Annotated in this window: 23 protein-coding genes; 12 read left to right on the top strand and 11 right to left on the bottom strand. The window is 26.7% G+C overall.

Annotated elements, in window-relative coordinates; all coding sequences use genetic code 11:
* Positions 1-615 precede the first annotated feature (615 nt).
* The 12 genes from AWT65_RS04125 to AWT65_RS04065 all read left to right on the top strand — a co-directional run bounded on the left by AWT65_RS04125 (position 616) and on the right by AWT65_RS04065 (position 12,060).
* Positions 616-1,221 (top strand): CadD family cadmium resistance transporter, encoded by a 606-nt coding sequence (locus AWT65_RS04125; RefSeq protein WP_066729641.1) that lies wholly within the window; start codon positions 616-618, stop codon positions 1,219-1,221.
* Between the two features lie 1,074 nt (positions 1,222-2,295).
* Complete coding sequence (locus tag AWT65_RS04115) at positions 2,296-2,475, top strand: tail tape measure protein (protein WP_066729639.1); 180 nt, start codon at positions 2,296-2,298, stop codon at positions 2,473-2,475.
* Between the two features lie 85 nt (positions 2,476-2,560).
* Positions 2,561-3,604 carry a Fic family protein gene (locus AWT65_RS04110; RefSeq protein WP_066729637.1) on the top strand — a complete coding sequence of 348 codons (1,044 nt, stop codon included), beginning with the start codon at positions 2,561-2,563 and terminating at the stop codon, positions 3,602-3,604.
* Positions 3,605-3,683: 79 nt separating this feature from the next.
* Positions 3,684-4,358, top strand: a complete 675-nt coding sequence (locus tag AWT65_RS04105; RefSeq protein ID WP_066729636.1) for a DNA alkylation repair protein — start codon at positions 3,684-3,686, stop codon at positions 4,356-4,358.
* Positions 4,359-4,382: 24 nt separating this feature from the next.
* Positions 4,383-4,799 carry an HD domain-containing protein gene (locus AWT65_RS04100; protein ID WP_066729635.1) on the top strand — a complete coding sequence of 139 codons (417 nt, stop codon included), beginning with the start codon at positions 4,383-4,385 and terminating at the stop codon, positions 4,797-4,799.
* A gap of 172 nt (positions 4,800-4,971) precedes the next feature.
* Complete coding sequence (locus AWT65_RS04095; protein ID WP_066729634.1) at positions 4,972-5,838, top strand: bifunctional riboflavin kinase/FAD synthetase; 867 nt, start codon at positions 4,972-4,974, stop codon at positions 5,836-5,838.
* Complete coding sequence (locus AWT65_RS04090) at positions 5,819-6,511, top strand: segregation and condensation protein A (RefSeq protein ID WP_066729632.1); 693 nt, start codon at positions 5,819-5,821, stop codon at positions 6,509-6,511. Before AWT65_RS04095 ends, AWT65_RS04090 begins: the two co-directional genes overlap by 20 nt.
* Positions 6,504-7,967: a murein biosynthesis integral membrane protein MurJ gene (murJ, locus tag AWT65_RS04085; protein ID WP_066729630.1), complete on the top strand. Its 1,464-nt coding sequence runs from the start codon at positions 6,504-6,506 to the stop codon at positions 7,965-7,967. The genes AWT65_RS04090 and murJ overlap by 8 nt, the downstream gene beginning before the upstream one ends.
* Before the next feature lie 14 nt (positions 7,968-7,981).
* A complete protein-coding gene (locus AWT65_RS04080) occupies positions 7,982-9,091 on the top strand; it encodes a TolC family protein (protein ID WP_066729628.1) in 1,110 nt (369 codons plus the stop codon).
* Positions 9,092-9,098: 7 nt separating this feature from the next.
* Positions 9,099-10,157, top strand: coding sequence for an efflux RND transporter periplasmic adaptor subunit (locus AWT65_RS04075; RefSeq protein ID WP_066729626.1), 1,059 nt, complete (start codon positions 9,099-9,101; stop codon positions 10,155-10,157).
* Positions 10,157-10,849, top strand: a complete 693-nt coding sequence (locus tag AWT65_RS04070) for an ABC transporter ATP-binding protein (RefSeq protein ID WP_066729624.1) — start codon at positions 10,157-10,159, stop codon at positions 10,847-10,849. Before AWT65_RS04075 ends, AWT65_RS04070 begins: the two co-directional genes overlap by 1 nt.
* A complete protein-coding gene (locus tag AWT65_RS04065; protein ID WP_066729622.1) occupies positions 10,849-12,060 on the top strand; it encodes an ABC transporter permease in 1,212 nt (403 codons plus the stop codon). The genes AWT65_RS04070 and AWT65_RS04065 overlap by 1 nt, the downstream gene beginning before the upstream one ends.
* Positions 12,061-12,214: 154 nt before the next feature.
* Here AWT65_RS04065 and AWT65_RS04060 read toward each other — a convergent pair whose 3' ends face one another.
* The 11 genes from AWT65_RS04060 to dnaB all read right to left on the bottom strand — a co-directional run bounded on the left by AWT65_RS04060 (position 12,215) and on the right by dnaB (position 24,918).
* On the bottom strand, positions 12,215-13,417 hold the full coding sequence (locus tag AWT65_RS04060) for an LlaJI family restriction endonuclease (protein ID WP_066729620.1): 1,203 nt from the start codon (positions 13,415-13,417) through the stop codon (positions 12,215-12,217).
* A gap of 15 nt (positions 13,418-13,432) precedes the next feature.
* Positions 13,433-15,022 carry an AAA family ATPase gene (locus AWT65_RS06620; protein ID WP_198142950.1) on the bottom strand — a complete coding sequence of 530 codons (1,590 nt, stop codon included), beginning with the start codon at positions 15,020-15,022 and terminating at the stop codon, positions 13,433-13,435.
* A complete protein-coding gene (gene dcm, locus AWT65_RS04050) occupies positions 15,019-16,017 on the bottom strand; it encodes a DNA (cytosine-5-)-methyltransferase (RefSeq protein ID WP_066729618.1) in 999 nt (332 codons plus the stop codon). The genes AWT65_RS06620 and dcm overlap by 4 nt, the downstream gene beginning before the upstream one ends.
* A 66-nt stretch (positions 16,018-16,083) precedes the next feature.
* Entirely contained in the window at positions 16,084-16,287 is a 204-nt protein-coding gene (locus AWT65_RS04045) for a helix-turn-helix domain-containing protein (protein ID WP_066729616.1), read from the bottom strand.
* Between the two features lie 750 nt (positions 16,288-17,037).
* A complete protein-coding gene (locus tag AWT65_RS04040; RefSeq protein ID WP_066729614.1) occupies positions 17,038-18,366 on the bottom strand; it encodes a bifunctional ADP-dependent NAD(P)H-hydrate dehydratase/NAD(P)H-hydrate epimerase in 1,329 nt (442 codons plus the stop codon).
* Complete coding sequence (gene galU / locus AWT65_RS04035) at positions 18,363-19,247, bottom strand: UTP--glucose-1-phosphate uridylyltransferase GalU (protein WP_066729612.1); 885 nt, start codon at positions 19,245-19,247, stop codon at positions 18,363-18,365. Before galU ends, AWT65_RS04040 begins: the two co-directional genes overlap by 4 nt.
* Positions 19,198-20,088: a tRNA pseudouridine(55) synthase TruB gene (gene truB, locus AWT65_RS04030; RefSeq protein ID WP_066729610.1), complete on the bottom strand. Its 891-nt coding sequence runs from the start codon at positions 20,086-20,088 to the stop codon at positions 19,198-19,200. The genes galU and truB overlap by 50 nt, the downstream gene beginning before the upstream one ends.
* Before the next feature lie 38 nt (positions 20,089-20,126).
* Positions 20,127-21,614 carry a sensor histidine kinase gene (locus AWT65_RS04025; protein ID WP_066729608.1) on the bottom strand — a complete coding sequence of 496 codons (1,488 nt, stop codon included), beginning with the start codon at positions 21,612-21,614 and terminating at the stop codon, positions 20,127-20,129.
* Positions 21,611-22,282, bottom strand: a complete 672-nt coding sequence (locus AWT65_RS04020; protein WP_066729607.1) for a response regulator transcription factor — start codon at positions 22,280-22,282, stop codon at positions 21,611-21,613. Before AWT65_RS04020 ends, AWT65_RS04025 begins: the two co-directional genes overlap by 4 nt.
* Before the next feature lie 9 nt (positions 22,283-22,291).
* Positions 22,292-23,551, bottom strand: a complete 1,260-nt coding sequence (locus tag AWT65_RS04015; protein WP_066729606.1) for a peptidase U32 family protein — start codon at positions 23,549-23,551, stop codon at positions 22,292-22,294.
* Positions 23,548-24,918, bottom strand: coding sequence for a replicative DNA helicase (gene dnaB / locus AWT65_RS04010; RefSeq protein WP_066729605.1), 1,371 nt, complete (start codon positions 24,916-24,918; stop codon positions 23,548-23,550). The genes AWT65_RS04015 and dnaB overlap by 4 nt, the downstream gene beginning before the upstream one ends.
* Between the last annotated feature and the right edge of the window lies 1 nt (position 24,919).

Here is a 24,919-nt window from a genome sequence, read left to right as displayed (position 1 = left end):
TTTGAGTTGATATCTTCCCACAAACGAGAGCCAATGTTGGATATGTTTCCAACTACGAGTGTGGATATGTTCCCCTTAACCATAGGGGTTGAGAACGCAGTTTTGATAGCTATCAAGGCAACTCGAAACATGTTGAAGCCCTAACCCTGCTATCGCGCGATTAGCAAAGCTAATCGATGCGAAGTAGAGTTCAATTGGTGAAAGCTACGGCTGAGACTCTAGTATTGATGACAAGGGAATAGAGGGTTAGAGGCTCTGTAAAGCTTGAAATTAATAGGTTTATGAATTTTGAACTAAATAATCATATTATTAATTTTTTTTATTAAAAGGCTAAGCAGCATTAAAAATAGTGAATGAGATGATTCAATATTAGATAAATAATCTTTGTTCGATCTAATCTTATGTATATACAATCTTCGTAGTTTGAGTGGATATCTATTATCATACTTGACAAAATTTGATAATTTAAGTAGAGTTTAAATAATACTTAAAAGAAAGATTGGAAAATTTTGAAATTATTTATTCAAATGTCTCCATTGGCAACTGCCAAGGCAGAATGTGTGTGCAATCACTTTTGATTGACTATAAAAATTAAATATTTTGAAAGGAGAAATAATGGAAACAATAGTATCCGCTTTATTAGTTTTTGTCTCTACATCAACTGACTACTTAGTTGTTTTGACTATTTTATTCGCCAGTCAAGGCAAGAAAGGTTTGAAATCAATTTATGCAGGACAGTATTTAGGTACAGGACTGCTTGTTCTGGTTAGTCTTATAGCCGCTTACTTTTTAAATTTTATTCCACAAGATTGGATTATCGGACTCCTTGGTCTAATTCCACTAGGTCTTGGTATAAGAGCAATTTTTGTGGATGAAGATATTGATGAAGAAGACATCGAGGGAAAAATTACCGGATATGGATCAAAAATCTTAGCATTTACAAGTTTAACAGTGGCAATGGGTGGAGATAATTTAGGAATTTATATACCCTATTTTACAGGAAAGAGTTTGATTGAGATTAGTATAAGTTTAGTAATATTTGCGTTAGGAATTTTGATTCTATGCAAATTATCTCAAAATCTCGCCTCAATTTCTGCTATCGGAGAGATTGTAGAAAAGTATGAAAAAATAATTGTACCAGTCGTGTTTATTGGGCTCGGTCTCTATATATTGATTGAAAATGGAACGATTAATTATTTCATATCCCTAATCACAAGTTAATAGTTATTTTTATATTTCAGACCTATTAAAGGAAATCTTTAGTAGGTCTTTTTTGTTTACTTAAAATTATCTTATCTGTCCCAAGAAATATGATAAGCAAGAATTGTGTATGAAGTTGAAAATAAGTGTTTATTTTCTTGCCTGTTATATGGGAGGTAAATTAATCGAATAGAAAAACTGAATAAGAAAAAAGAAGTTTTATTTGAAGAACACTCAAAAGACTATGTATTAGCAAAACCAAAAATAATAAATAAATTTCGATAAATCTCGTCTACTATATTTATGGTATTTTATTTATAAAAATGATAATTATATATTATAAGTAAATTTAGATTTAGAGATAATTTAAAACATAAGAAATATACTTATGGATATATTCTCACATACTACGCTTACTTAAAATATTAAAATTTATGCATACTGACCACTCAAGCCACGTTGAAGCCCTAACCCTGCTATCACGCAATTAGCAAAGCTAATCTATGCGAAGCAGAGGTAGGTCTCATGCCAGGTTTTCCCAAAGAGAAGCGAGTGAATAACGAGCTTCGATTGGTGAAAGCTACGGCTGAGACTCTAGTATTGATGACAAGGTAATAGTCTGTTAGACATTCTGAAAGGCTTGAAATCAATAGGTTTATTGTTTTTAGATTCAATAACAAGAGTCTGAAAATTGCTTAACGGTATGGATGGGGTATAAGATAATATAAGTTAGAATTGGTGAGAGGCATACCATTATGAAGTTTAGCGATAGATATCAGGATATTGATATAGAAGTTGGAGAGGGAAAGATATAGATTTTTGAGTTTTTTTTAAGCTTTGACAGTATGCGCATTCTATTTTGATGGAACTAGTCGTATAATTAAAGAAGACTGGGGAGGTCTTGTGGACATTATGCCTACAATGAGCAAAGCATTATGGGTTCTAGTTATATTGTCTATAGCTGTTAACTCTGTATCTATTTTAAAATATAAACGACTAAATGAAAATTGATTTTATACTAATATTGAATAATGTTTACAGCGCTTACTAATTTGTAGGTGCTTTTTTGATGCCTAAAATTAAGGAGGTGAGATATTGGCAAATAGAATAAAAGGGATAACTGTTGAGATTGGTGGAGATACTACCAAATTACAGACAGCTTTAAAACAAGTTAGTGCAGAGAATAAACATACTCAGTCTGAACTTCGTGATATTAACAGACTTCTTAAACTTGATCCTGGCAACACTGAACTTATCTCACAAAAGCGTTTGTAGATTGGAAACTACAATAATCGCCTAAGCTCTTAATAATCACCTAGAAATATGGTATAATTAGGCGAAATAAAAAGGAGGTAGGCGAATGAGGTTTTTTAATTATGAAAATCTAGCAAGAAGTAAGTGGGATAATGAAATAATAAATCTTCTTTCACAAATTCATGAACACAAAGGAAAACAAGAACTTTTTTTGACACGCAAACCTGCTTTTTTAGATAAATTAGTAGAGATTGCTAAAATTCAAAGCGTAGAAGATTCTAATAAAATAGAGGGAATTGTTACTACAGCAGTCAGAATAAAAGAGTTAATGAATCAAAAAACAACTCCTAGAAATAGGGATGAGGAAGAAATTCTTGGATATAGAGATGTATTAAATACAATTCATGAAAGTTATGAATATATTCCAATCAACAGTAACTATATTTTACAACTTCATAGAGACCTATTTAAGTATAATGAAAAAGGAATTGGTGGTAGTTATAAAAATACGCAGAATTCTATTGTGGAAAAAGATAAAGAGGGTAATGCTATCGAAAGATTTAAGCCATTATCTCCATATGAAACACCAGGTGCAATTGAGCAAATTTGTAATGAATTGAATATAGCTTTTGACAAAAAAGATGTGGATTCGTTGCTTTTAATTCCGATTTTTATTCATGATTTTCTTTGTATTCATCCTTTCAATGACGGAAATGGAAGGATGAGCCGTTTATTAACAACCCTTTTGTTATACAAACAAGGATATGTAATTGGAAAATATATCAGTTTAGAAAGTAAAATAGAAAAAAATAAAGATAGTTATTATATAGCTTTAGAAAAAAGTGGGATAGGTTGGTATGAAAATAAAGAAGATTCTGTGCCATTTATAAAATATATTCTTAGAACCATATTAGCTGCTTATATTGATTTTGAAGAAAGGGTTGATTATATAGACGAAAAAGTGCCTACAATCGAACTTGTGAGAAATGCAATTGATAGTAGATTAGGTAAATTTACTAAAAGTGATATAATGGAATTAGTTCCAAGTGTAGGAAAGGCTACAATCGAAAATATGCTTAAGCAATTGACTGAGAAAGAGTACATTGAAAGGCATGGTAAAGGAAGAGCGACCTTTTATGTAAAAAAGTAATAAATTTATGAGCATGTTAAAAGTATAGCATATATATGAAAAAGATAAAATTTTTGTATTGATTGGAGGAGAGTAAGAAGTGACTATCAAAGAAGAATTATTTGCGTTGCAAGATATTTCTTATGGGAATTTTCAGTCAAAATTGATTCCTGGAATTCCTAGAAAGCATATTATAGGGGTTAGAGTTCCAGAAGGCAGAAAGCTTGCCAAAAGGCTTTTAAAAGAAGAGAAAGTATCTAAATTTCTAGAAGAACTTCCACATAAATACTATGATGAAAATATGCTTCATGGACTACTTATTTCTGAAATAAAGGACTATGATAAATGTATTAAGGCAGTTGATAAGTTTCTACCTTTTGTAGACAATTGGGCTGTTTGTGACATCATGTCTCCTAAAATCTTTAAGAAAAATAAGACGGCACTTTTGCAAAAAATTAAAGAATGGTCCATATCAAAAAAAACATATACCTGTCGCTTTGGAATTGAAATGTTAATGACTTACTATCTTGATGAGGATTTTAAGCCTGAGTATTTGGAAATACCCACTTCTATTCATAGCAAAGAGTATTATGTTCAAATGATGATTGCATGGTTTTTTGCAACAGCTTTGGCAAAGCAATGGAATACAACCATAAAATATATTGAAGATCATCGATTAGATACAAAAATTCACAATATGGCAATACAGAAAGCTCGTGAAAGTAACCGTATTACAAGTAAACAAAAAGAGTATTTAAAGTTACTCAAAAAATAAGGAGTTGATAATTAGGTGAATATTATGAATAATTATGAATTAGCTTTGAAAATAGCAACTGAAGCACACAAGGGTCAAGTAGATAAAGCAGGAGTTCCATATATTAATCATCCTTTAACTGTAGCAAGTCTTGTTGATACGGAAGAAGAAAAGATAGTTGCATTATTACATGACACTATTGAAGATACGAATATTACTGAACAAGATTTAATAGATTATGGGTTTCCAAATAAAATAGTAGAAGCAGTAAAATTATTGACACATAATAAAAATGTACCATATATGGATTATGTTGCAAAAATTAAAGATAATGAATTAGCTAGAAAAGTAAAAATAGCAGATTTAACACACAATTCAGATTTAAGTAGATTAAAAGAAATAACAGAAAAAGATAAAAAAAGATATGAAAAATATCAAAAGGCATTATTATATTTAAGTTAATTGCAATTTTAAGCACCCTTAGGGGTGTTTTTTTTATATAGCTGTCTTTAGCTTATATTAAAAATAGTTGATTTTTTTAATTTTATAGTGTACTATATGAGTATATAAGTTGTTATTAGTATTTTAATTTTTTATATGATATAATATAAACAAAAAAAATGGGGTATAACTAATGAAAAATGTAATAGTTTTAGGGAATTTTGATGGTGTTCATAGGGGACATCAAAAATTAATTACTATGGCTTTAGACTATGCAAGAAAAAATAATTTGAAATGTATAGTTTATACTTTTTCTACCTTACCGAATAATAAAAAATATATTATGACAGTTGAAGAAAAGGTAAATGCTATAAAAGAACTTGGTGTTGATGAAGTATATATTGATGATTTTTATAATATAAAAAATTATATGCCTGAAGAATTTGTAAAAGATATTTTAATAGAAAAATTACAAGCAAAAAAAGTCTTTTGTGGCTTTAATTATACTTTTGGGCACAATAAGATAGGAAATATAGAAAAATTGTCTAAATTAATTGATACAAGTGTTGTGGATGAAATAAAAATCAATGATATAACAGTTTCGAGTAGTGTAATAAGAAAATATATTGAAGAAGGCTTACTTGAAAAGGCAACAGAGTTATTAGGAAAACCTTTCCAAATTTCTGGACCTGTTATACATGGAAAACAATTAGGAAGAACAATAGGCTTTCCTACTGCAAATTTAAGATTAAATGCCTTAAAAATTTCTGTTCCATATGGAGTTTATGGTGCATATCTTGAGATCGAAGGAGATAAAAAAAGACATTTAGCGATAATGAATATAGGAAAAAATCCAACTGTAAATGATGAAAATACGGTAACAGCTGAAGCGAATATATTCGATTTTAATGAAGACATTTATGGTAAAAAAATTTGTATTTATTTAATAAAGCGTATAAGAGCTGAAAAAAAATTCAAAAATTTGATTGAACTAAAGAAGCAAATTACAACTGATAAAGATTTATGGAGGAGTATAGCAAGTGCATCAAATAAAAATTGAAAATTTTGAAGGACCTTTTGATTTATTATTGCATTTAATAGAAGAAAAAAAAATTGACATTAAAACAATTAAGATTAGTAATGTGATTGATGATTATTTAGAGGTTATATATAAATATGAAAAAAATAATTTAAAAGTAAAAGTTGAATTTTTACAGATGGCGAGCATTTTATTAGAAATAAAAGCATATTCTATAATTAGGAAAAAAAATTCTGATATTAATGCTACAAAATTGGAACAAAAATTAAAAGAATATAAATTATTCAAAGAAATAGCAAGTATTTTTTTAGAAAATGAAAATGAATTTTATAAATCATTTTCAAAAAATACTGGCGAAGATTATATGCAGGATATTATAGAACATGATAATACAAGATTAACAAAAGAAAATATTAATATTTGCTTAAATGATATAGTATTAAGATTATTAGGAACAAAAGATAGCATGAAAATAGATGTTAATGATGATTTTACTGTTGATGATGCAAAAGAAAATATTTTAAATTTACCGAATAATAGACTGATATCATTTAAAGAAATTTTAAATAATAAATATTCTAAAAAAAGAATAGTTATATTTTTTATTACTATATTAGAATTATATAAAAATAATCTAATAGACCTTATTATCGATAATAATGAATTTTACATAAAAAAGGGGAACAATGTTTAGAGCAGGATTTATTGTTATGGGTATCAATATGCTTAGTAGACTTCTTGGTCTAATTAGAGAAATTTTAGTAGCATATTTTTATGGTAGTAGTGGTTTAACAGACGCTTACTTTGCAAGTGCTAAAATATCTAATTTTTTCACAACTTTACTAGGTGAAGGTTCGTTAGGAACCGTTTTTATACCCTTATATACTGAAAAAAAAGAAAAATTAGGAACTAAAAGTGCTAATGAATTTGTTTATTCAATTATGAATTTAGTTTTTAATTTCACATTAACAACATCAATTATTACAATAATTTTTTCTAGATTTATATTGAAATATTTAATTGGATTTAATGACGCACAAAGAATAGAAACAGCTAATATTTTACTAAAAATAATGGCTGGTTATTTAATTTTTATAGCCTTATCAGGTGTAGTTGCATCATTTTTGAATAATCATAAAAAATTTATTGTTTCTACATCAACAGCTTTAGTATTTAATATTACTATTATAGTTGGAACTTTATTATCATATAAAACAATTGGAATTTACGGATTGGGTATTAGTTTTCTTTTATCAGGAATTTTTCAATTTTTAATGCAACTTCCTATGTTTTTTAAAATAATAAAAGAATACAAATTTATGATTAATTTAAAAGATCCCTATGTTAAAGAATTTTTTAAATTGATGTTTCCAACATTAATCGGTATCTTTGGTTACCAAATTAATGAATTAATTGATACTAATTTTGCAGCATTTTTAAAAGTTGGTACTATTAGTGCTATAAATTATGCAAGTAGATTATATTTGCTACCTGTAGGTGTTTTTGCAATTTCATTATCTGTTGTTATCTTTCCAAGTTTAACAATTGCAGTAGTAAAGGAAAATGATAAATTAAAAAAATCTATTTTTATACGTGGTTTAAATATGTTAGCATTTTTAATAATTCCATCAATGTTAGTTTTATTTTTTTACTCAAAAGATATTATAAGCTTGATCTTTGGTTATGGTCGTTTTAGAAAAGATAGCATAATAATGACGGCTGAAATATTGAAATGTTATTCAATAGGTTTATTATTTTTCTCAACAAATCATTTATTAACAAGGGCACATTATGTTCATAAAGATAGAAAAATACCTGTATTTGCTTCATTTTTTTCAATAATGATAAATGTCCTTTTAGATTATTTACTATATAAAAGATATACACATATGGGGATAACATTAGCTACATCAACAGCAGCAATGGTTAATTTTATAATTTTATTTATTTCAACAAGAACAAGATATATTAATTTTTCAATAATAAAATACTTCTTATTTATTATAAAGACTTTGATTATTTCCATAATTTGTCTTGTGATTTCAAAACATTTTACTAATATATTCTTAAAATTATTAATTTTTGCCTTGGTATATTTTGCCTTATGGTCTTATGAAATTATTAATAAAAAAACAAAATTGTTTGATTGAAAGGAGAAAAAAACATGAAAAAAGCTTTATTTATGCTTCTTATACTAAATAGCTTTTCGGCATATTCAATCCAAAAACCTAATTTAGATTTATATTACAAACAAAAGAAAATTGGCTCTATTTTAGGAGATTTTAATAAAATAAATGAAACTTTTGAAATTGGATATAGTAAAGATGAAAAGTTCAATATTAATAATCGTATAAGTTTTGGATATTTTACTCATGATTTTAAATATAATACAGCAGAAAAAAAGACTTTAAATACTATAAGTGTATCAAAAAATTTAAGAGATTTTGCTATAAGTAAAAAACAAGAAATTTTAAATGATTATTATGTAAATAAAGGCAAACTTATGAATGATTACTATAATGCCTTAGATATTTATTCAAATTTAATTATTAAAAAACATGAAATTTCATATTTAACAGATACTATAAGTAAAATTAAAAGTGATAAAAAAATATTAGAAACTCAATATAAGGCTGGGGTCATATCAAAAATTGACTATGATACTGTAGTTGTAGATTTATTAGCTTATCAAAATAAAGTAAATATTTTAAAAAATGATATAATAGAATTATTAGATTCTCTAAAACAATATGGTTTTGAAGAAAAAATAGAAAATATTAAAGATTTTGAAATAAAAAATTTGGATAAAGAAAAATTAACTAAATATATAGAAGAAGAAAATTATAAAATTAAATTAGATAATGATTTGATTAAACAAAAGAAACTACATTCATATTTACCAGACATTAATGTAGGTGCAAATTATCAATTTGAAACTAAAAATTACGGTGTAAGTCTTAATATTAATAAATTATTTACATTGGATGGTAGTGATGTAGTAGAAGCTAATCTTAATTATGTACCTAATAAAAAAAGTTTAAATTTAAAAAATGAAATGGCTAAATATGAACTTCTTTATAGAACATATATAATTGATGAAAAAAAAGAATTTTTAGCAAGTGAAACATATAAAATAGATAAAGTAAAATATAGTGTAGGTAAGCTTAGTTATAAAGATTTAACAGAATCAAAAGTTAAATTAGATACTGCAAAAATTGATTTAGTTAAAAGTAAAAATAATTTAGCTCTATATTTTTTAAAGAGAGGATTGTGATTAAACTATGATAACAAAGAAAAAGAAAAAAAGAATAATTATATCTATAATAATAGTACTATTACTTGGTATTGTAGGTGGTGTTTATCTAAAACATTCTAAAACAAGTGTAGTAGCCCCTCAAACTTATGAAATTGTAAAGAAAAATATAGATTTTACATATACTATTACCGGAGTAGTAGAATCTGAAAAAATTGTTTCTGTATTTGCAGATAATGCAACAACAGTAGATAAAGTTAATTTTAGAATAAATGATACAGTCAATAAAGGAGATATTTTATTGACCTTTAAACCAAATGATGATAATAATTCTCAAAGATTAAATGTAGCAAAAGCAAAAGCAGTTTTACCTTTTTTAAGAGAAGAATATGAAGCAGCTAAAAAAGTATTTTCTGCAGGTGGAATATCAAAATCAGAATTAAATAAGGCTAAAGAAGCACTAGAAAGTGCCGTAATTGATGTAAAAATTGCAAGTAGCGGTTACAAAGCTAGTCCAAGAGTTTTGATAGCTCCAATATCAGGAGTAATAACTGAAGCTAATGCGGACGATAATTACAAAATAGATCCAACAAGACCCTTATACAAAATAGAAGATACTGAAAATTTAAAAATAACTTTGGAAGTACCTAATTATAAAGCTAAGAACTTATCTATAGGACAAGAAGTTACAGTTAGCTCAGATTCTTTAGAAAATAATGAAGTTTTATCTGGTAATATAAAAAGCATTGGAAAAATTTCTAAAAAAAGTGATAATACAAATGATGCTGTAACCTTAGTTGAAGTTAGCTTAAATAATTATTCAAATTTAAAGCCAGGAGATACTGTTGAAGCAAAAATTTCATATTTATCACTAAAAAATAAGTTGATTATACCTTTACAATATATTTTATATGAAAATAACCAAGCCTATACTTTCATTTTAAACAAAAAAAATATAGTTGAAAAAAGAAAATTGGTCCTTGGTAAAAATGACAATATAAATTATGAAGTTATTAGTGGTATTTCAGAACATGATAGATTGATTAATAATTCTGAAGGATTGTATAAAGAAGGAGATAAATTTTAATGATAAAAATAAGAAATTTAACAAAGACTTATCATACTGGTAAATTATCTGTTGAAGTTCTTAAAGGTTTAAATCTTGATATTGATAATGGTGAATATGTTTCAATAATGGGACCATCGGGTAGTGGAAAATCTACGTTTCTAAATATTTTAGGTTGCCTTGATTTACTTTCAACGGGAGAATATATTTTAGATAATAAAAATATTGATAATTTATCAGATGATGAATTATCTGAAATACGCTGTGAAAAAATAGGCTTTGTATTTCAATCATATAATTTATTATCAAAATTAACAGCATTAGAAAATGTAGAATTACCAGCGATGTATTTAGGTACAAAAAAAGATGTAAGAAGAAAACACGCTTTAGAATTACTTGATTTAGTTGGACTTTCAGATAGAATTAATCATAAACCTAATGAAATGTCTGGTGGACAAAAACAAAGAGTTGCTATTGCAAGATCAATGATTAATAATCCAAAGATTTTACTTGCAGATGAACCAACAGGGAATTTGGATAGTAAATCAACAGAAGAAATTTTACAAATTTTTAAGAAATTAAATGATTCTGGTGTGACTATTATAATGGTTACGCATGAAGAAGATGTAGCCGAACATACAAAAAGAATAGTTAGATTAAAAGATGGAATAATTAATAGCGATATGCCTGTTATTGAAAGAAGAGGTGTATAATGAATATAATAGAAATATTTAAATTATCCATACAAAATTTATTAAATTTTAAATTAAGATCGTTTTTAACTATGTTAGGAATAATAATAGGTATAAGTTCAGTTGTTTTAATTTCATCATTAGGAGCAGGCTTCCAGAGCAAGTTATTATCGGACATATCTGAAGATGCTGGTTCTTTATTAGAAGTTAGTTTTAACCCTAAATATAAATCAAAAGGTATATTAGAAAAAGAATATTTTACAGATGATGATCTTGAAATTCTTAAAAATTTTCAATCGATTGTATCAGCAACAAGTGCTACAACTATTGATAAAGATATTAGGGAAAAAACAAAAGATGATTATGTGTATACTTTTCCTGCAGATAAGAATTACTTATCAACTATGAAACCGAAAATAACAGCTGGAAGATATTTTACAGAAGACGAAATTAATAATGGTGCAAATGTTGCATTAATTGATAGAAGAAAGGCAAAAGAACTTTTTGGAAATAATGCAATAGGAAAACAAATAACTCTTACTGATGGAACTATGAACTATGTAGTAACAATAGTAGGAACAGTAAAAGAAATTGGAGAAGAACTTTCAAGCACATTTCACGATCCTACAATAAGATTAACTATTCCAAAACTTTATGCTGAAGAAATAAATGGTCAAAAAGAAAGTGAATATAGTAGCATAGTAGTAAGAGCAAAAGATAATAAATCTTTATCAATGGCACAAAAAGAATTAGAACAATATTTTAAATTCAAAACTAATAAGACTGATTTATATAAAATAAAACCTTTACAAGAGCAAATTGATACAATAACCAATATTATGGATAAAATATCTTTATTTATAATGTTTGTAGCAGCAATTTCAATAATTGTTGGTGGTATCGGTGTAATGAATATAATGCTTGTTAGTGTAAAAGAAAGAATAGTTGAAATTGGATTAAGAAAAGCAATTGGTGCAAAAAATAAGCAAATAATCAATCAATTTCTTATTGAAACCATAATATTAACGCTTATTGGTGGTATTATAGGCATTATAAGTGGCTATGTTTTAGCGATGTTAATTGGTATTTTCTTAAAAGTTATTCCAATATTACAAGTATCAACGATGTTAACAGCATTTATAATATCGACAGTAACAGGTTTGATATTTGGAATTTATCCAGCGAAGCAGGCAGCGAAATTATCACCAATAGAAGCATTAAGAAAAGAATAATAAAAATTTCATAAGATACATTATCGGACTAACAATTTTAAAATAAAAGACCTACCTTTAAGCGATAAAAAAAAATAACGACCATACTCTTGTATGGTCGTTTCTTCATAAATATGTAAATTATTTCATATTCTATTTTAAATATTGATTTCAACTATATAATTCTTGAATAATGGTCCAGAACTGAATTCAAGTTAATATAGTGTTCTACAATCTTAACTCCATCTAAATCAGTTCTATCCACATGAATTTTTGTATAGTAGTTTTTTTCTGTAGGTAACAGTAATCCATTGTATATAAGAAATTCAGGGTACTTCTGCTTTAAATTATAATGATAGAATAGTTGTTTATAATTCAGTTGATCAACTTCTGCATTAAAGTATTTGGAATCGAAAAGAACAATTTTGTGATTATCATCATCAATAAATATATGATCGTACTGTATTTTATATGGACTTCTGCTCTTATATTGCAATCTTTTTTCTACGCTTTCTACATATTCCATTTCTGGCTTAAAGAATTTATTTTGTTTGTTTTCTCCCCAAATAATTTGATCTTCTTTTATTCCACAAAAACCATCGTTAAGATATTCATTTATCATTACTTCCCAATAATTTTCAAATTTCAATGTTATAAGTCTGACATTATCTCTAGTTGTGCTTTTCCACTCTATATATTCAATCAAATTGTTAATAAGCCTTTTTTCTATATCTTTAAAATATAGATTTCTAATCCTTTTTAGTTCATTAAGTACATATCTTAAGTTTTTGAATATATTGTTTTTATTAATATATTCATACGGCATAATCATATTTATAAATTTCTTATATCTGCTTGCATCGGATAAAACGTAATTCATACATTCGCTAATAAATACACTTTTATCCCTAGTCCTCTTAATAGTGAATGGGAAAAATATTACACCTTTTTTCTGAATGATTTTGTTTGATTTATTTACTGTTCTATTCCAATCTATGTTTCCTGCATATCCATTTTCATAATAATGTTCATTAGATAAATATAAACCATATTTCTTATAATGCATCAAAATGCCTAAATATGCTTTTATCGGAAATTCTCCTTTTATTCCCTTATCAAAACTACCATAACTTGCTTTTGATTTTGATAAAATATAAAGTATTTGTTTCATACAAGAAACTTGATTGTGTTCATCATCAACTTTATAATGTTTTGGAAATGAAAATAAAATTTTCTCGTTTTTTATAATAACTCCGACAAAAGAGATTGTAAGACTTCCATTATATTGATCACAATAATCAAATATATCCCAAGAGTTTACGAAGTCTTTATCAACAGTTTGACCATCATTTACTATCTGAAATTCCTGTTGTCTCATTTCGCACCTCTATAATTATTGTTTATCATATAAATAAAGTAGTTCTTTACTAAATACGTTAACCTTATTACCAAAATCTTTATAAAGAGAAGAGAAGGTTTTGTATTCTTTATTAAATATCGTATACTCATCAGAAATAACTGCACCTTGTACATCATCCCATAAATAATGCAATAGTTTATTTTGTATTGCAGCAAATTTGTGTTCCTCATTACTATAATTTTTGAATTTAATAAAGAACTGTCCGATTTGCTTATCTTCACTAAGTTCTAGTTTTGTAGTTATAAGCTCATTCAATGACATATATAATTTATTCCATTCAAATTCTTTATCAGTAAGAGTAAATGTATATCCATTCATGAATTTTCCATTTTCATCAGATATAGGGCTTACATCAACATATAAAAATTCAAATCTTCTTTTAAACGCTGTATCTATTACATTTACGTTCTGATCACTTGTATTAACTGTACCTATAATATGAAAATTCCTTGGTAAGTATATTTTTTTACCAATATTAATGCCTTTTTCATCAAAATATTGAATTATTAAGTCATTATTAATAGAGTATTCACTGACTCCGTTCTCATCTCTATCTAATAATTGAAAAATATCTCCAAATATACTTGCAATATTACCTCTTGACATTTCTTCAACAATTAAAAATATTTCTTTATCACTATACTCAAATGCCCTAGCAAGTGCTTGCGAAAAAATCCCAGCCTTAAACTCATATCCAATTTCACCATTTTTTGATGTTGGCATAATATCTCCTATGAAATTGTAATATGAATAATCTGAATAAATGGTTGTTTTAAAAACAAATGGATTATTTTTATTCTCAATGTCCGGATAGCAATTTCTTATTAACTTATCCACTCCATAACTTTTTCCTGTTCCAGGTGCTCCAAAGTATATATTTTGAATGTTATAATTCAACTTTATGCAATCCATATCCTCATAAGAAGTATCAATAGTATTAGGTAATAAATTGCTATCCTTGGTTTCGTAGTCTAATGGAATTAATTCACTCCACGCCTTGTGAATTTCTGTGCTATTCTCATATTCTATTTCATTTTTTTCATCAACAATTACTGCATTTAATATGAGTTCATCTTGATTTCTTATTTCTATATCATATACGAACCAACACGCAGTTTCGGACATACCAAGTTGTTTCTGGGCTTCCTTTATAAACATTTCGTTAGTGTATACAATATCCTTTTCTTCGTAGGTATTGCTTGGTCCATATTTCAACCTTAATCTTCCAGCATGAGATTTAGATGTGTCTCTAGTTATCAATAATATATATTTCTGATTTACTATTTGTATATCATTAATATAAACTTTAGAAAACACGCCTGCCATTATAATTGGAGAGTCCACATCACCCCCTTGTACTAATCTCCCACCTTTTCCAATCTTAGTTTTAACACTAGATAATGAAACCGATGAATATAATACACCTTTTACAACTTCATTTATTGTTGGAGTATCATTTATCTTATATTCTTTACCTTGTCCCAATGATGTTGCCCAGTTAGGTGTTCCTCCTCCAGATTTAATATGAAATCCGAATGCTAGAGTTCCAAAATCAATTTTCATAATAATTGCCTCCATATATGATTCAATAATATTCCTACAAGATTTACATCCCAACCATTTGCTGCACGTTTAGATAGTTGCGTATATGATTGATCAATAAAATCAACTTCTCCATCATGGAATCCCATTAACCTAAATTGTTCCTGTACTGAATATTTTCTAACCACTTCTTTACCATTTATTTCACAAGGTTCAACAAGTCTCATCTTATTATGTTCAGGTGCTAAAATTGTAATGCTTATACCATCATCTCTAATCTTTTTATTATAAAGATCAAAGCAAGATACCTCATCTACAATAAATGACTCAATTCCATAAAAATCTTTAATTCTTTTAATTTGCTTTTCCGTCAAATATAGAAATTTATCTGGATCCTTATCAACAAAGTCTTTTAATCTCAAATCATTCTCTACTTTAGGTGGCTCCATAGAAAAATCTTCTGGTAATCCTCCCATTTTTGCAAACATCCATAAACGTTCCCTGTTTTGAGGAACCCCATAATCTTTTGTGTTTAATACAGCGTAACGCAAGTCCCCATATCCCAAATTTTTAAGCTCGAGTTTCAATGTATCAAAAGTATTTTTAAATCTTTTAGTAGCAAGACCTTTAACATTTTCTAAAAGAATATATTCTGGTTTTTTTATTTCACAAATTCTTATTATGTCATACATTAAAGTTCCTCTACCATATCTATCTTTTTCCCCATGCTGCAGTCCAACAGACGAAAATGGCTGACACGGAAATCCCCCAGTAAATAAATCGAAGTCAGGTAATTCATTTGGATTTATTTCCGTTATATCACCCCAATTTTTTATTTTATTACCTTTTTTGTCCTTATGATTTGCATCATAAAGTTCGGATGCAAATTTATCAAATTCAGAATATCCAACTACTTCATAATTTATTCCCGCTCTCTCTAATCCATAACTTGCCCCACCATATCCAGCAAAGCCCTCAAAAACTCTTACTTTTTTGTGGCGTTTTAATTTCTTCATTTTAAATAGTTCCTTTCAAAATTCTATGATATTAAAATATTTATACTTCATAGAAACTTATATTTATCATTCTACACACTCTACAATTTCCGAAATATCACATTCCAACACATCACATATCCTTAGCAATACATCAGTAGTAACATTTTCACCATTTTTTATTTTGTAGAATGTACTTTTACTTACTTTTGCTTTTTCCATAAGCTCAGTGTTTTTCATTTCTATATCTATTAATTTCTTAAATAATTTTTTATAGCTTAGTTTAGACATGATTATCCTCCAGTCTTATCCATCTTAACATCACATCGTTTCTATTATAACATAACAATAGAACTTTTAGTAGTATTATCTTCTTTTTTCTCGAACTGATTTTATAATAAAAAAATAATCATTGTAGCCAGAATACCACACCGACATATTCTATCTATCCGTTTCCTTTGAAGCTTCTTTCTTCTACATAGGTTTTGCTTTCTCTTCAGCCTTATATTTCTTTTTTTTCTTGGTTCTTCATCTGTTCCTTTTCTTTTAAAAGCTTAGACGATAGAATTCTAACATTAGTATGTTCCTTTCCATTATCATCAATGGATGTTCTTACCTGACCAAAAAGCTTTACAAAATTACCTTGCTTAAAATCCTTTGGAATATCTACCTTATCTCCGTAAGATGAGCAACTGCTTTATCATTGATTCCTTTTTCAAAACTAATTAGTGCCTTTGCAAAATTTTCGTTATTTTCGTTTTTTCATTTGTTCTAGTGTATTTCTCATTTCAACGTTATTACAACATATAATCATAGTTTTTGCTATCTCCCAAGGCGACCTATTTAGCTAGAAAAAACATCTTTCAAGCTACCTTAAATAGTTGGTAGTTTTTTATTTACCTTTTGTTTATTATTTGTTGAAAACATTTTTGTTTATTGAAAAAAACAACAATTTTCAATGTACTATGGTGTTGTACAAATTAAAAGTTTTCAACTTTTCAACAAAAAAATGTAAACAAATTAATGTTTACATTTTAAAATTTATATTTCTTTTATTATATCCGTTGGGTTAATTACATCCTTATAGTTTAATTTCATAGCAGTTTCTGCTTGCTTATATGTTGCATATATACACGCATTTACACACTCATATCCTTGCGCAAGATATGAAGCTATCATTCCTGTAAGTAAATCTCCCATACCTGCATTTGCCATTTTACTATTTCCTATATTTACTACATAAAATTTATTACCATCTGTAATTATGTTATTTTTTGATTTATATACTATAGTACCTTTAAATTTTGTTTTATTATAAAATTTTTCAAGCATTTTAAAAGGATCATCTAATATTTTATCTAAACTTCCTCCACACAATCTTGCAAATTCAAGTGGATGAGGTGTTAAAACACATTTTTCGTTAAGAATATTCAATACTTCTTTATTATTTGACAAATATGTTAGTGCATCTGCATCTATAACTATATTTTTATCTAAATTCGCTAAAATTATTGATTTATAGTCGAATTCAACGCCATTATTAGGTCCGATAACTATAGCATCTATTCCCCTATTACTATCTAAATTTATGCATTCAGGATTAACAATTAAATTAGCATTTTTAGTCATTTCATCACTAACAAGATAAGTATAACCCGCCCCACATTTTTTTGAAGCTAATGTTGCTAATAAAGCTGCTCCTTTTTTTGCGTAAATTTTCACTCTACCAAAATCACTTTTATTTGAAAAAATATTTTTTTCTTTTTTTATTTTTTTTATATCTTCTTTATCTATTAAAAATTTATTACTAGATTTTGAATAAATGCTAGGATTTACACCTATTTTACACAGTTTAACTTCTAGATTTGAATATAGTAAAGCTTCTTTATATGATGAAAGCATATATACTAAATCAGCTTGTAAATTTGAACTTACCATATCAATAGATATTATCTTATATCCATTTTCTTTATTGCTATTAATAATATCAATGATATTTTGATATTCATCTGATATTTTACCTTGCACTCCTATACCAAATAAGGCATCTATAACAATATCTATATTTTTTATTTCATCTATAAATTCTAACTTTAAATTTTTGCATATAGTATAATAAATACTTTGATTTTTTAAACACCAAATATATACTTTTTTTCCAATAGAATGCAATAATATTGCTAATGCTAATCCATCTGCACCATTATTACCTGGACCAACAAGAATAAGATATTTTTGTTTTGTTTTATCAATCACATTAAATAAATTATTTGCAGCCATCTGTATTAATATTTCTTCAGTATAACCATAGTCATTAATTAAAATATTATCAATTTCTTTGGATTCTAAATTATTTGTTATATTAATCATAAATCTTTAACCAATTCTTTCAAATATTTTTTTATTTTATCTTTTAACTCTTCATGTCTTAAACCAAATTCAACTGTTGCTTTAAACATTCCAAACTTATCTCCAGTATCATATCTAAGTGCATCAAAATCATAAGCATATAAATTATTAGCATCCTTTTCCATTTTTAATATTGCATCTGTCAACTGGATTTCACCATTAGCACCAGGCTTTATTGTTTTTAAATATTCAAATATTTTAGGTTCCAAGACATATCTACCTAAAGCAGCATAATCACTAGGTGCAACTTCAACATTAGGCTTTTCAATAAAATCATTTACCTTATATGTTCTATCATCTATTTTTTTATCGATGTTAATAATACCATATTTATATGTTTGGTCATGTGGAACTTTTTGAATACCTAATATATTTCCTCCACCTAATTCATAATATTTATCAACTAATTGCTTAGATACCGGCTTATTTTGAGTATACATTATATCATCACCTAATAATACTACAAAAGGTTCATCTCCTACAAAACTTTCAGCTCTTGATATTGCATGACCTAAACCAAGAGGTTCTTTTTGTCTTACATAATATATATTTGCTAAATTAGAAATTTTTTCTACAACATTCAATAATTCAGTTTTACCTCGTTGTTTTAAAATAGTTTCCAATTCATATGAATAATCAAAATGATTTTCAATTGATTCCTTATTTCTACCTGTTATAATTAATATTTCTGTTATGCCTGAAGCAATTAATTCTTCTACTAAAAATTGTAATGCAGGTTTATCAATAATTGGAAGCATTTCTTTAGGTTGTGCTTTAGTTGCTGGTAAAACTCTAGTCCCTATCCCCGCAGCAGGAATTACAGCTTTTCTTACTCTTTTCATAATCCTCCTTTGTTACAAAGAATTTACTCTTCTTTATTTTGTTTGAATTTATAACATTTACTATACCTAAATATTCATCATTAAAATAACAATGTAAGCTTTCCTCAGGTATATTTTTATCCATTTTTAAAGTCATCCCATTTAAAATATGCATCAATTCATTAAAATTTAAATTTATTTTATTCAACTTAAAATAGTCTTGCACATTATAAAAAGTAATTTCATCATTTTGGGGTACACAAAGCTTATCTATTCTTTCTCTTAATAAATAAATCATAGTACCATATGTTTTTAATTTATATGCTATATCTCTAACTAGGGATCTTATATATGTACCGCTAGATACTGTGACTTTAAAGCTAATTATACCCTTATTATACTCAACATTTTCAAAGGATTCAATAAAAATCTTTCTTTGTGTAAGTTCAACTTGTATATTTTTTCTAGCAAGTTTATATAATTTTTGTCCCTTATATTTTATTGCAGAAAACATAGGAGGAATTTGGTAGCTTTCACCTATAAATTCTTTTAAAACCTTATTAACACTAGGCAAATCAACATTATAATTTGCTTTTTTTAAAATAGTACCTTCAGAATCAAGGGTATCTGTTTCATAACCTAATTCCATTTTTACAACATAAGTCTTATTTTTCTTCATAAGTAGATCAGATAATTTTGTTGCATTATTACTCATCGCTATTAGCAAACCTTCTGCCATTGGATCTAAAGTCCCTGCATGTCCTATCTTTTTAAAATTATATTTTTTCTGCACTTCCTTAATTACAGTATGTGAGCTAACTCCAGCTCGTTTATTTATTAAAATTATTTTTGAATTTTCCATTATTTTTCCTTTTTAAAAAGTAGCTAAAAAGAACTTAGCTACTTATTGCTTTTTATTTTTGAAGGTATGTGTAAGATTATTGTCGTTCCCTCATTAATTTTAGATTTAACTTCTACAAGTCCTCCATGTATATCCATTACTTTTTTTACAATGGATAAACCTAAACCTGTTCCACCAGTATTTTTTGTTCTAGATTCATCAACTCTATAAAATCTTTCAAATATTTTTTCAAAATATTTTTCTTCTATACCTATTCCTTCATCTCTAATAGAGATAATAGCTTCTTTTTTATTTTGTTCATAATATGAATTTATATAAATATTTGTACCATTTTTTGAATATTTTATACTATTTTCAATTATAGTTCTAATTGCTTGTAATAATAAGCTTCTATCAGCTAAAATAGTATATTTTTCATTATTTTCTATTATTATATTATGCTTTTTAGCTAAAAACAAGGCATCTGTATATACTTGATTTATAAATGCAACTGAATCAAAAGTGTCTATATTAATTTTTACAGTATTTGCATCTCCCTTTGCCAAAAATAGTAATTTTTCTATCAAACTTTTCATATTATTAGATTCATCAATTATTAAATCAACAGAATCAGTTATTAATTCATTTTGACTATCACCATGTCTTTTAATTAACTCTGCATAACCTTTTATAATTGCAAGAGGTGTTCTAAGTTCATGTGAAACATCTGAAATAAATTTTGATTGATTATCAAAGGCAATATTTAATCTTTCTAACATATTATTTATTATTGTAATTAGATTATCAATTTCATCGCCATTATTTGTTTGTTTTATTCTAACCTTTAAGTCTTTTGTTGATATAGTTTGAGCAATTTTAATAATATCATTAATTGGTCTTAACATCTTACTTGTAATTTTATTAGACATAAAAACAATAATCGCAAGTGATATTAAAGTATAAAGTATAAAAAGAAGAATTAAAGTTTTTGTAATAATAACATCACTTGTAACATCTTTAAAAATATAAATATCAAAAACATTACCACAAATAGTCCTATTTATTCGTATAATATCAAAAATATGTTCATTTTCAGTGTAATGTGTTGCAATATTTTTATTTATTTTTTTCTTTCCAATAATTTCATTAATAGTTGTTAATTTTATTTTTGTAGAATTATCATTTTTTTTTGCATTAAAAGTATTTAATGCTATTTGGTCATAATTCTTTGCATTTCTAACTCTTATAATATAGCTATATTTTTCAACTCCAGGTTCAAAAGGTTGCGAATATACTATTTGTTGATTTTCTATTTTTGGATTAAGTTCCAAAGTAATAGTCTTATATTTAGTTGCAAAATTAGAAATTTTATTTAAAAATATATCAATTTCACTTATTTTTTTGCTATATAATTGCTTATTATATGAAGTGTTTTTTAAATTGATAAAATTAATAACGAAGAAACCACAAAAAAACATTGTAATAAGAAAAATTATAACAAATATTAGAGAAATTCTATTTGCGAATTTTAATTTTACTTTCTTCATTTAAAAATAAACCCCACACCTCTTATTGTTTGTATAAATTTTCTATCATAATTTTTATCAATTTTATCTCGAACATATTTTATATATAAATCTAGGATATTATCATTGCCAACATAATCATAACCCCAAACTTCCTCTAATATTTTGTTTCTAGAAAGAACAATTCCTTTATTTAAGACCAAGTAGTCTAATAATTCAAATTCTTTCTTTGATAGCGAAATTAATTTATCTCCCCTATACACTTCATAAGTCTTATAATCAATTTTTAAATCTTCATAGACAAATACATCTGGTTTTGATACATGATTCACTCTTCTTAACAAAGCCTTAATTCTTGCAATAAGCTCTTCATTTGAAAATGGTTTTGTCATATAATCATCAGCACCATAATCTAAACCAATAACCTTATCTGTAACTTCATCTTTTGCTGTTAAAATTATTATTGGAACCTGTGAAACTTCTCTTATTCTTTTACAAACTTCTATACCATTCATTTTTGGAAGCATAAGATCTAGTAATACTAATACGCAATCTTTTTTTAGAGCTTTTTCTAGTCCATCACGACCATCATAGGCTTTTTCGGTTTCATAACCCTCAAATTTTAATTCCATTTCTATTAAACGAGAAATTTTTTCATCATCTTCTATAATTAATATTTTATCTTCCATATTTAACCTCTAAATATTTTCAGTATCTAAATCACTTTCAGCTTGCCCAACAGGTAATTTTATTCTTATTAAATCATATTTTCCCATTTCAATATCTGTTTCAATAATAGCTATCGTATTCGGATTAACTACTTGTGTAAACTCATCATTTTTTGTATTGAGAAAATCTTTAACATAAAATTTTATCGGATCTGATTTAGGTCTTATCAATTCCAATTCCTTGCTTGTATCTAATTTATTTCTAATATATATTTTATATTTATTTTCAGCAACTTTTTCCATTACATTTGCAACTAATTGATATGTTTGACTATATGAAATATTAGTATCGTAATTTTGATCTTCTTGTGAAGTTTTTCCAAAGAAAAATCCTTTTGAGTATAGTCTATGACTTATTGTTTGTAATTCATATTTCCATTTTGGATTATATTTATAATTTCCTGTATAATAACAATCAATCGCTTCTCTATATTGCTTTGTAACTGTTGAATTATAATAGATACTTTTCATACGACCTTCAATTTTAAGTGAATCTACTCCTGCTTCTATTATTTTATCAATAAATTCAATTGTACATAAATCTTTTGCATTTAAGATATATGTACCTTCATTATCTTCAATGATATCATGAGCCCCTGTAGCTTCATGATCTTCAGCAACTATTTTATATTTCCATCTGCAATCTTGAGCACAAACACCTCTATTTGCATCTCTATTTGTAAAATAGTTACTTAATAAACAACGACCTGAGTATGCCATACACATTGCACCATGTATAAATGCTTCTATTTGTATTCCTGGTACACGATCCTTTATTTCTTTGATCTCTTTTAATGTCATTTCTCTAGCTAGTATTACTCTTGTTGCACCCATATCTCTCCACATTTTAACTGTTGCCCAATTTATACTATTTGCTTGTGTACTAATATGTATATCAAGACTTGGTGCATATTCTTTAACCATGCTAAATACTCCTAAGTCGCTGACAATTACTCCATCAGCTTTTACACTTGCTAAAAATTTTATGAATCTAGGCATATAATCTATGTCCTTATTATGTGCAAAGATATTAAGAGTAACATAAATTTTTTTACCTAAACTATGTGCATATTCTATCGCTTCTTCAAGTTCTTTATTTCTAAAATTAGCAGACATTCCTCTTAAATTAAATGCACCACCACCTATATAGCAAGCATCAGCACCAAAATGGAAGGCTTCTTTTAATTTTTCCATATTCCCTGCTGGTGATAGTAATTCTACTTTATTCAATTTGTTCCTCCTTGTGTATAGATATTATTGTCAAATTTTTGATGTGCTAAATCAAAGCTTAAAAATACAGTACCTGTTGAACCATTTCTATGTTTTCCAATTATTACCTCAACTTTGTTAGGTACATTTTTTACAAATTCTTTTTTTTCTTCAGCTGAATCAGATTTTTCATCTTTTCCATAATACTCTTCTCTATGTAGAAAAATAACTTGGTCAGCATCTTGTTCTATAGCACCAGATTCTCTTAAGTCCGATAACATAGGTCTTTTATCTGAACGACTTTCTACACTTCTTGACAATTGTGATAAGGCTAAAATAGGAACATCCAATTCCTTAGCTAACAATTTCAATGATCTTGATATTTCAGAAACCTGTTGTTCTCTTTGCTTATTTTGAGAAACACTATTTATTAATTGTAAATAATCAATTATTATAAAATCAAGCCCAGTATTTAATTTAAATCTTCTTGCTAAATTTTTAATTTCAAGTACTGTAACAGTTGCATCTCCTGCAATATATAAAGGATAATTTCTAATTTTTTCTTCTGTTTTTACACAGGCTAGAGTTTCTTCTTTATTTAAGTTAAAATCCTTTATTTTTCTTGCTTCTATTCCTGAACTTAATGCTAATATTCTTGTATATAATTGTTCATTACCCATTTCTAATGAAAAGAATAAAACCTTTTTATTTTGTTTTGCTACATTATAGGCTAAATTAATGGCAAAGGCTGTTTTCCCTACTGAAGGTCTTGCAGCTAATATTATCAAATCAGAACCATGTAGACCACCAGTTATTTTATCGTAATCTCTAAAATTTGTTGGTATACCTATATAACTTTTATCCCCTTCATCTCCAATTTTTATAATTCTTTGCATTCTTTCTTTTCCTAAGTCTTTTAAACTAACTATAGGATTTTTATTTTTTTCAGCTTCTATAGAAAATATTTTGGCTTGTGAATAATCAAGTATGTCATTTGCACTCTTATAATTTCTATTAATTTCATTTCCTATTTCTGTACAAATATTTTTTAATTTTAATTTTACTGATCTATCTTTTAAAGAATCAACATAAGCCTCTAAATTATCTGATAAAGGTGCATCCATTGCCAATTGAGCAATTTTTTCCCTTCCTCCGAATGATTCTAATAAATTAGCTTCTTCTAATTTTATTGTTACAAGTTTTGTATCTGCTGAAGAATAATCATTATTATATATATCAATTAAAACTTGAAATACCTTACCATTTATTTTCTTACTAAAGTCTTCAGGAGTTAGTTTTTCTAAAACTGAAATAATAGAATCACTATTATTAAACATAATACCTAAAATTGCTTCTTCAATTTCTTCAGTACTTGTAAGTTCATCCATT

This window comes from Sneathia sanguinegens (assembly GCF_001517935.1).
Classification (GTDB): domain Bacteria; phylum Fusobacteriota; class Fusobacteriia; order Fusobacteriales; family Leptotrichiaceae; genus Sneathia; species Sneathia sanguinegens.
Note: the sequence above shows the minus strand (reverse complement) of the source record. Positions and strands in the feature narration are given on the sequence as shown.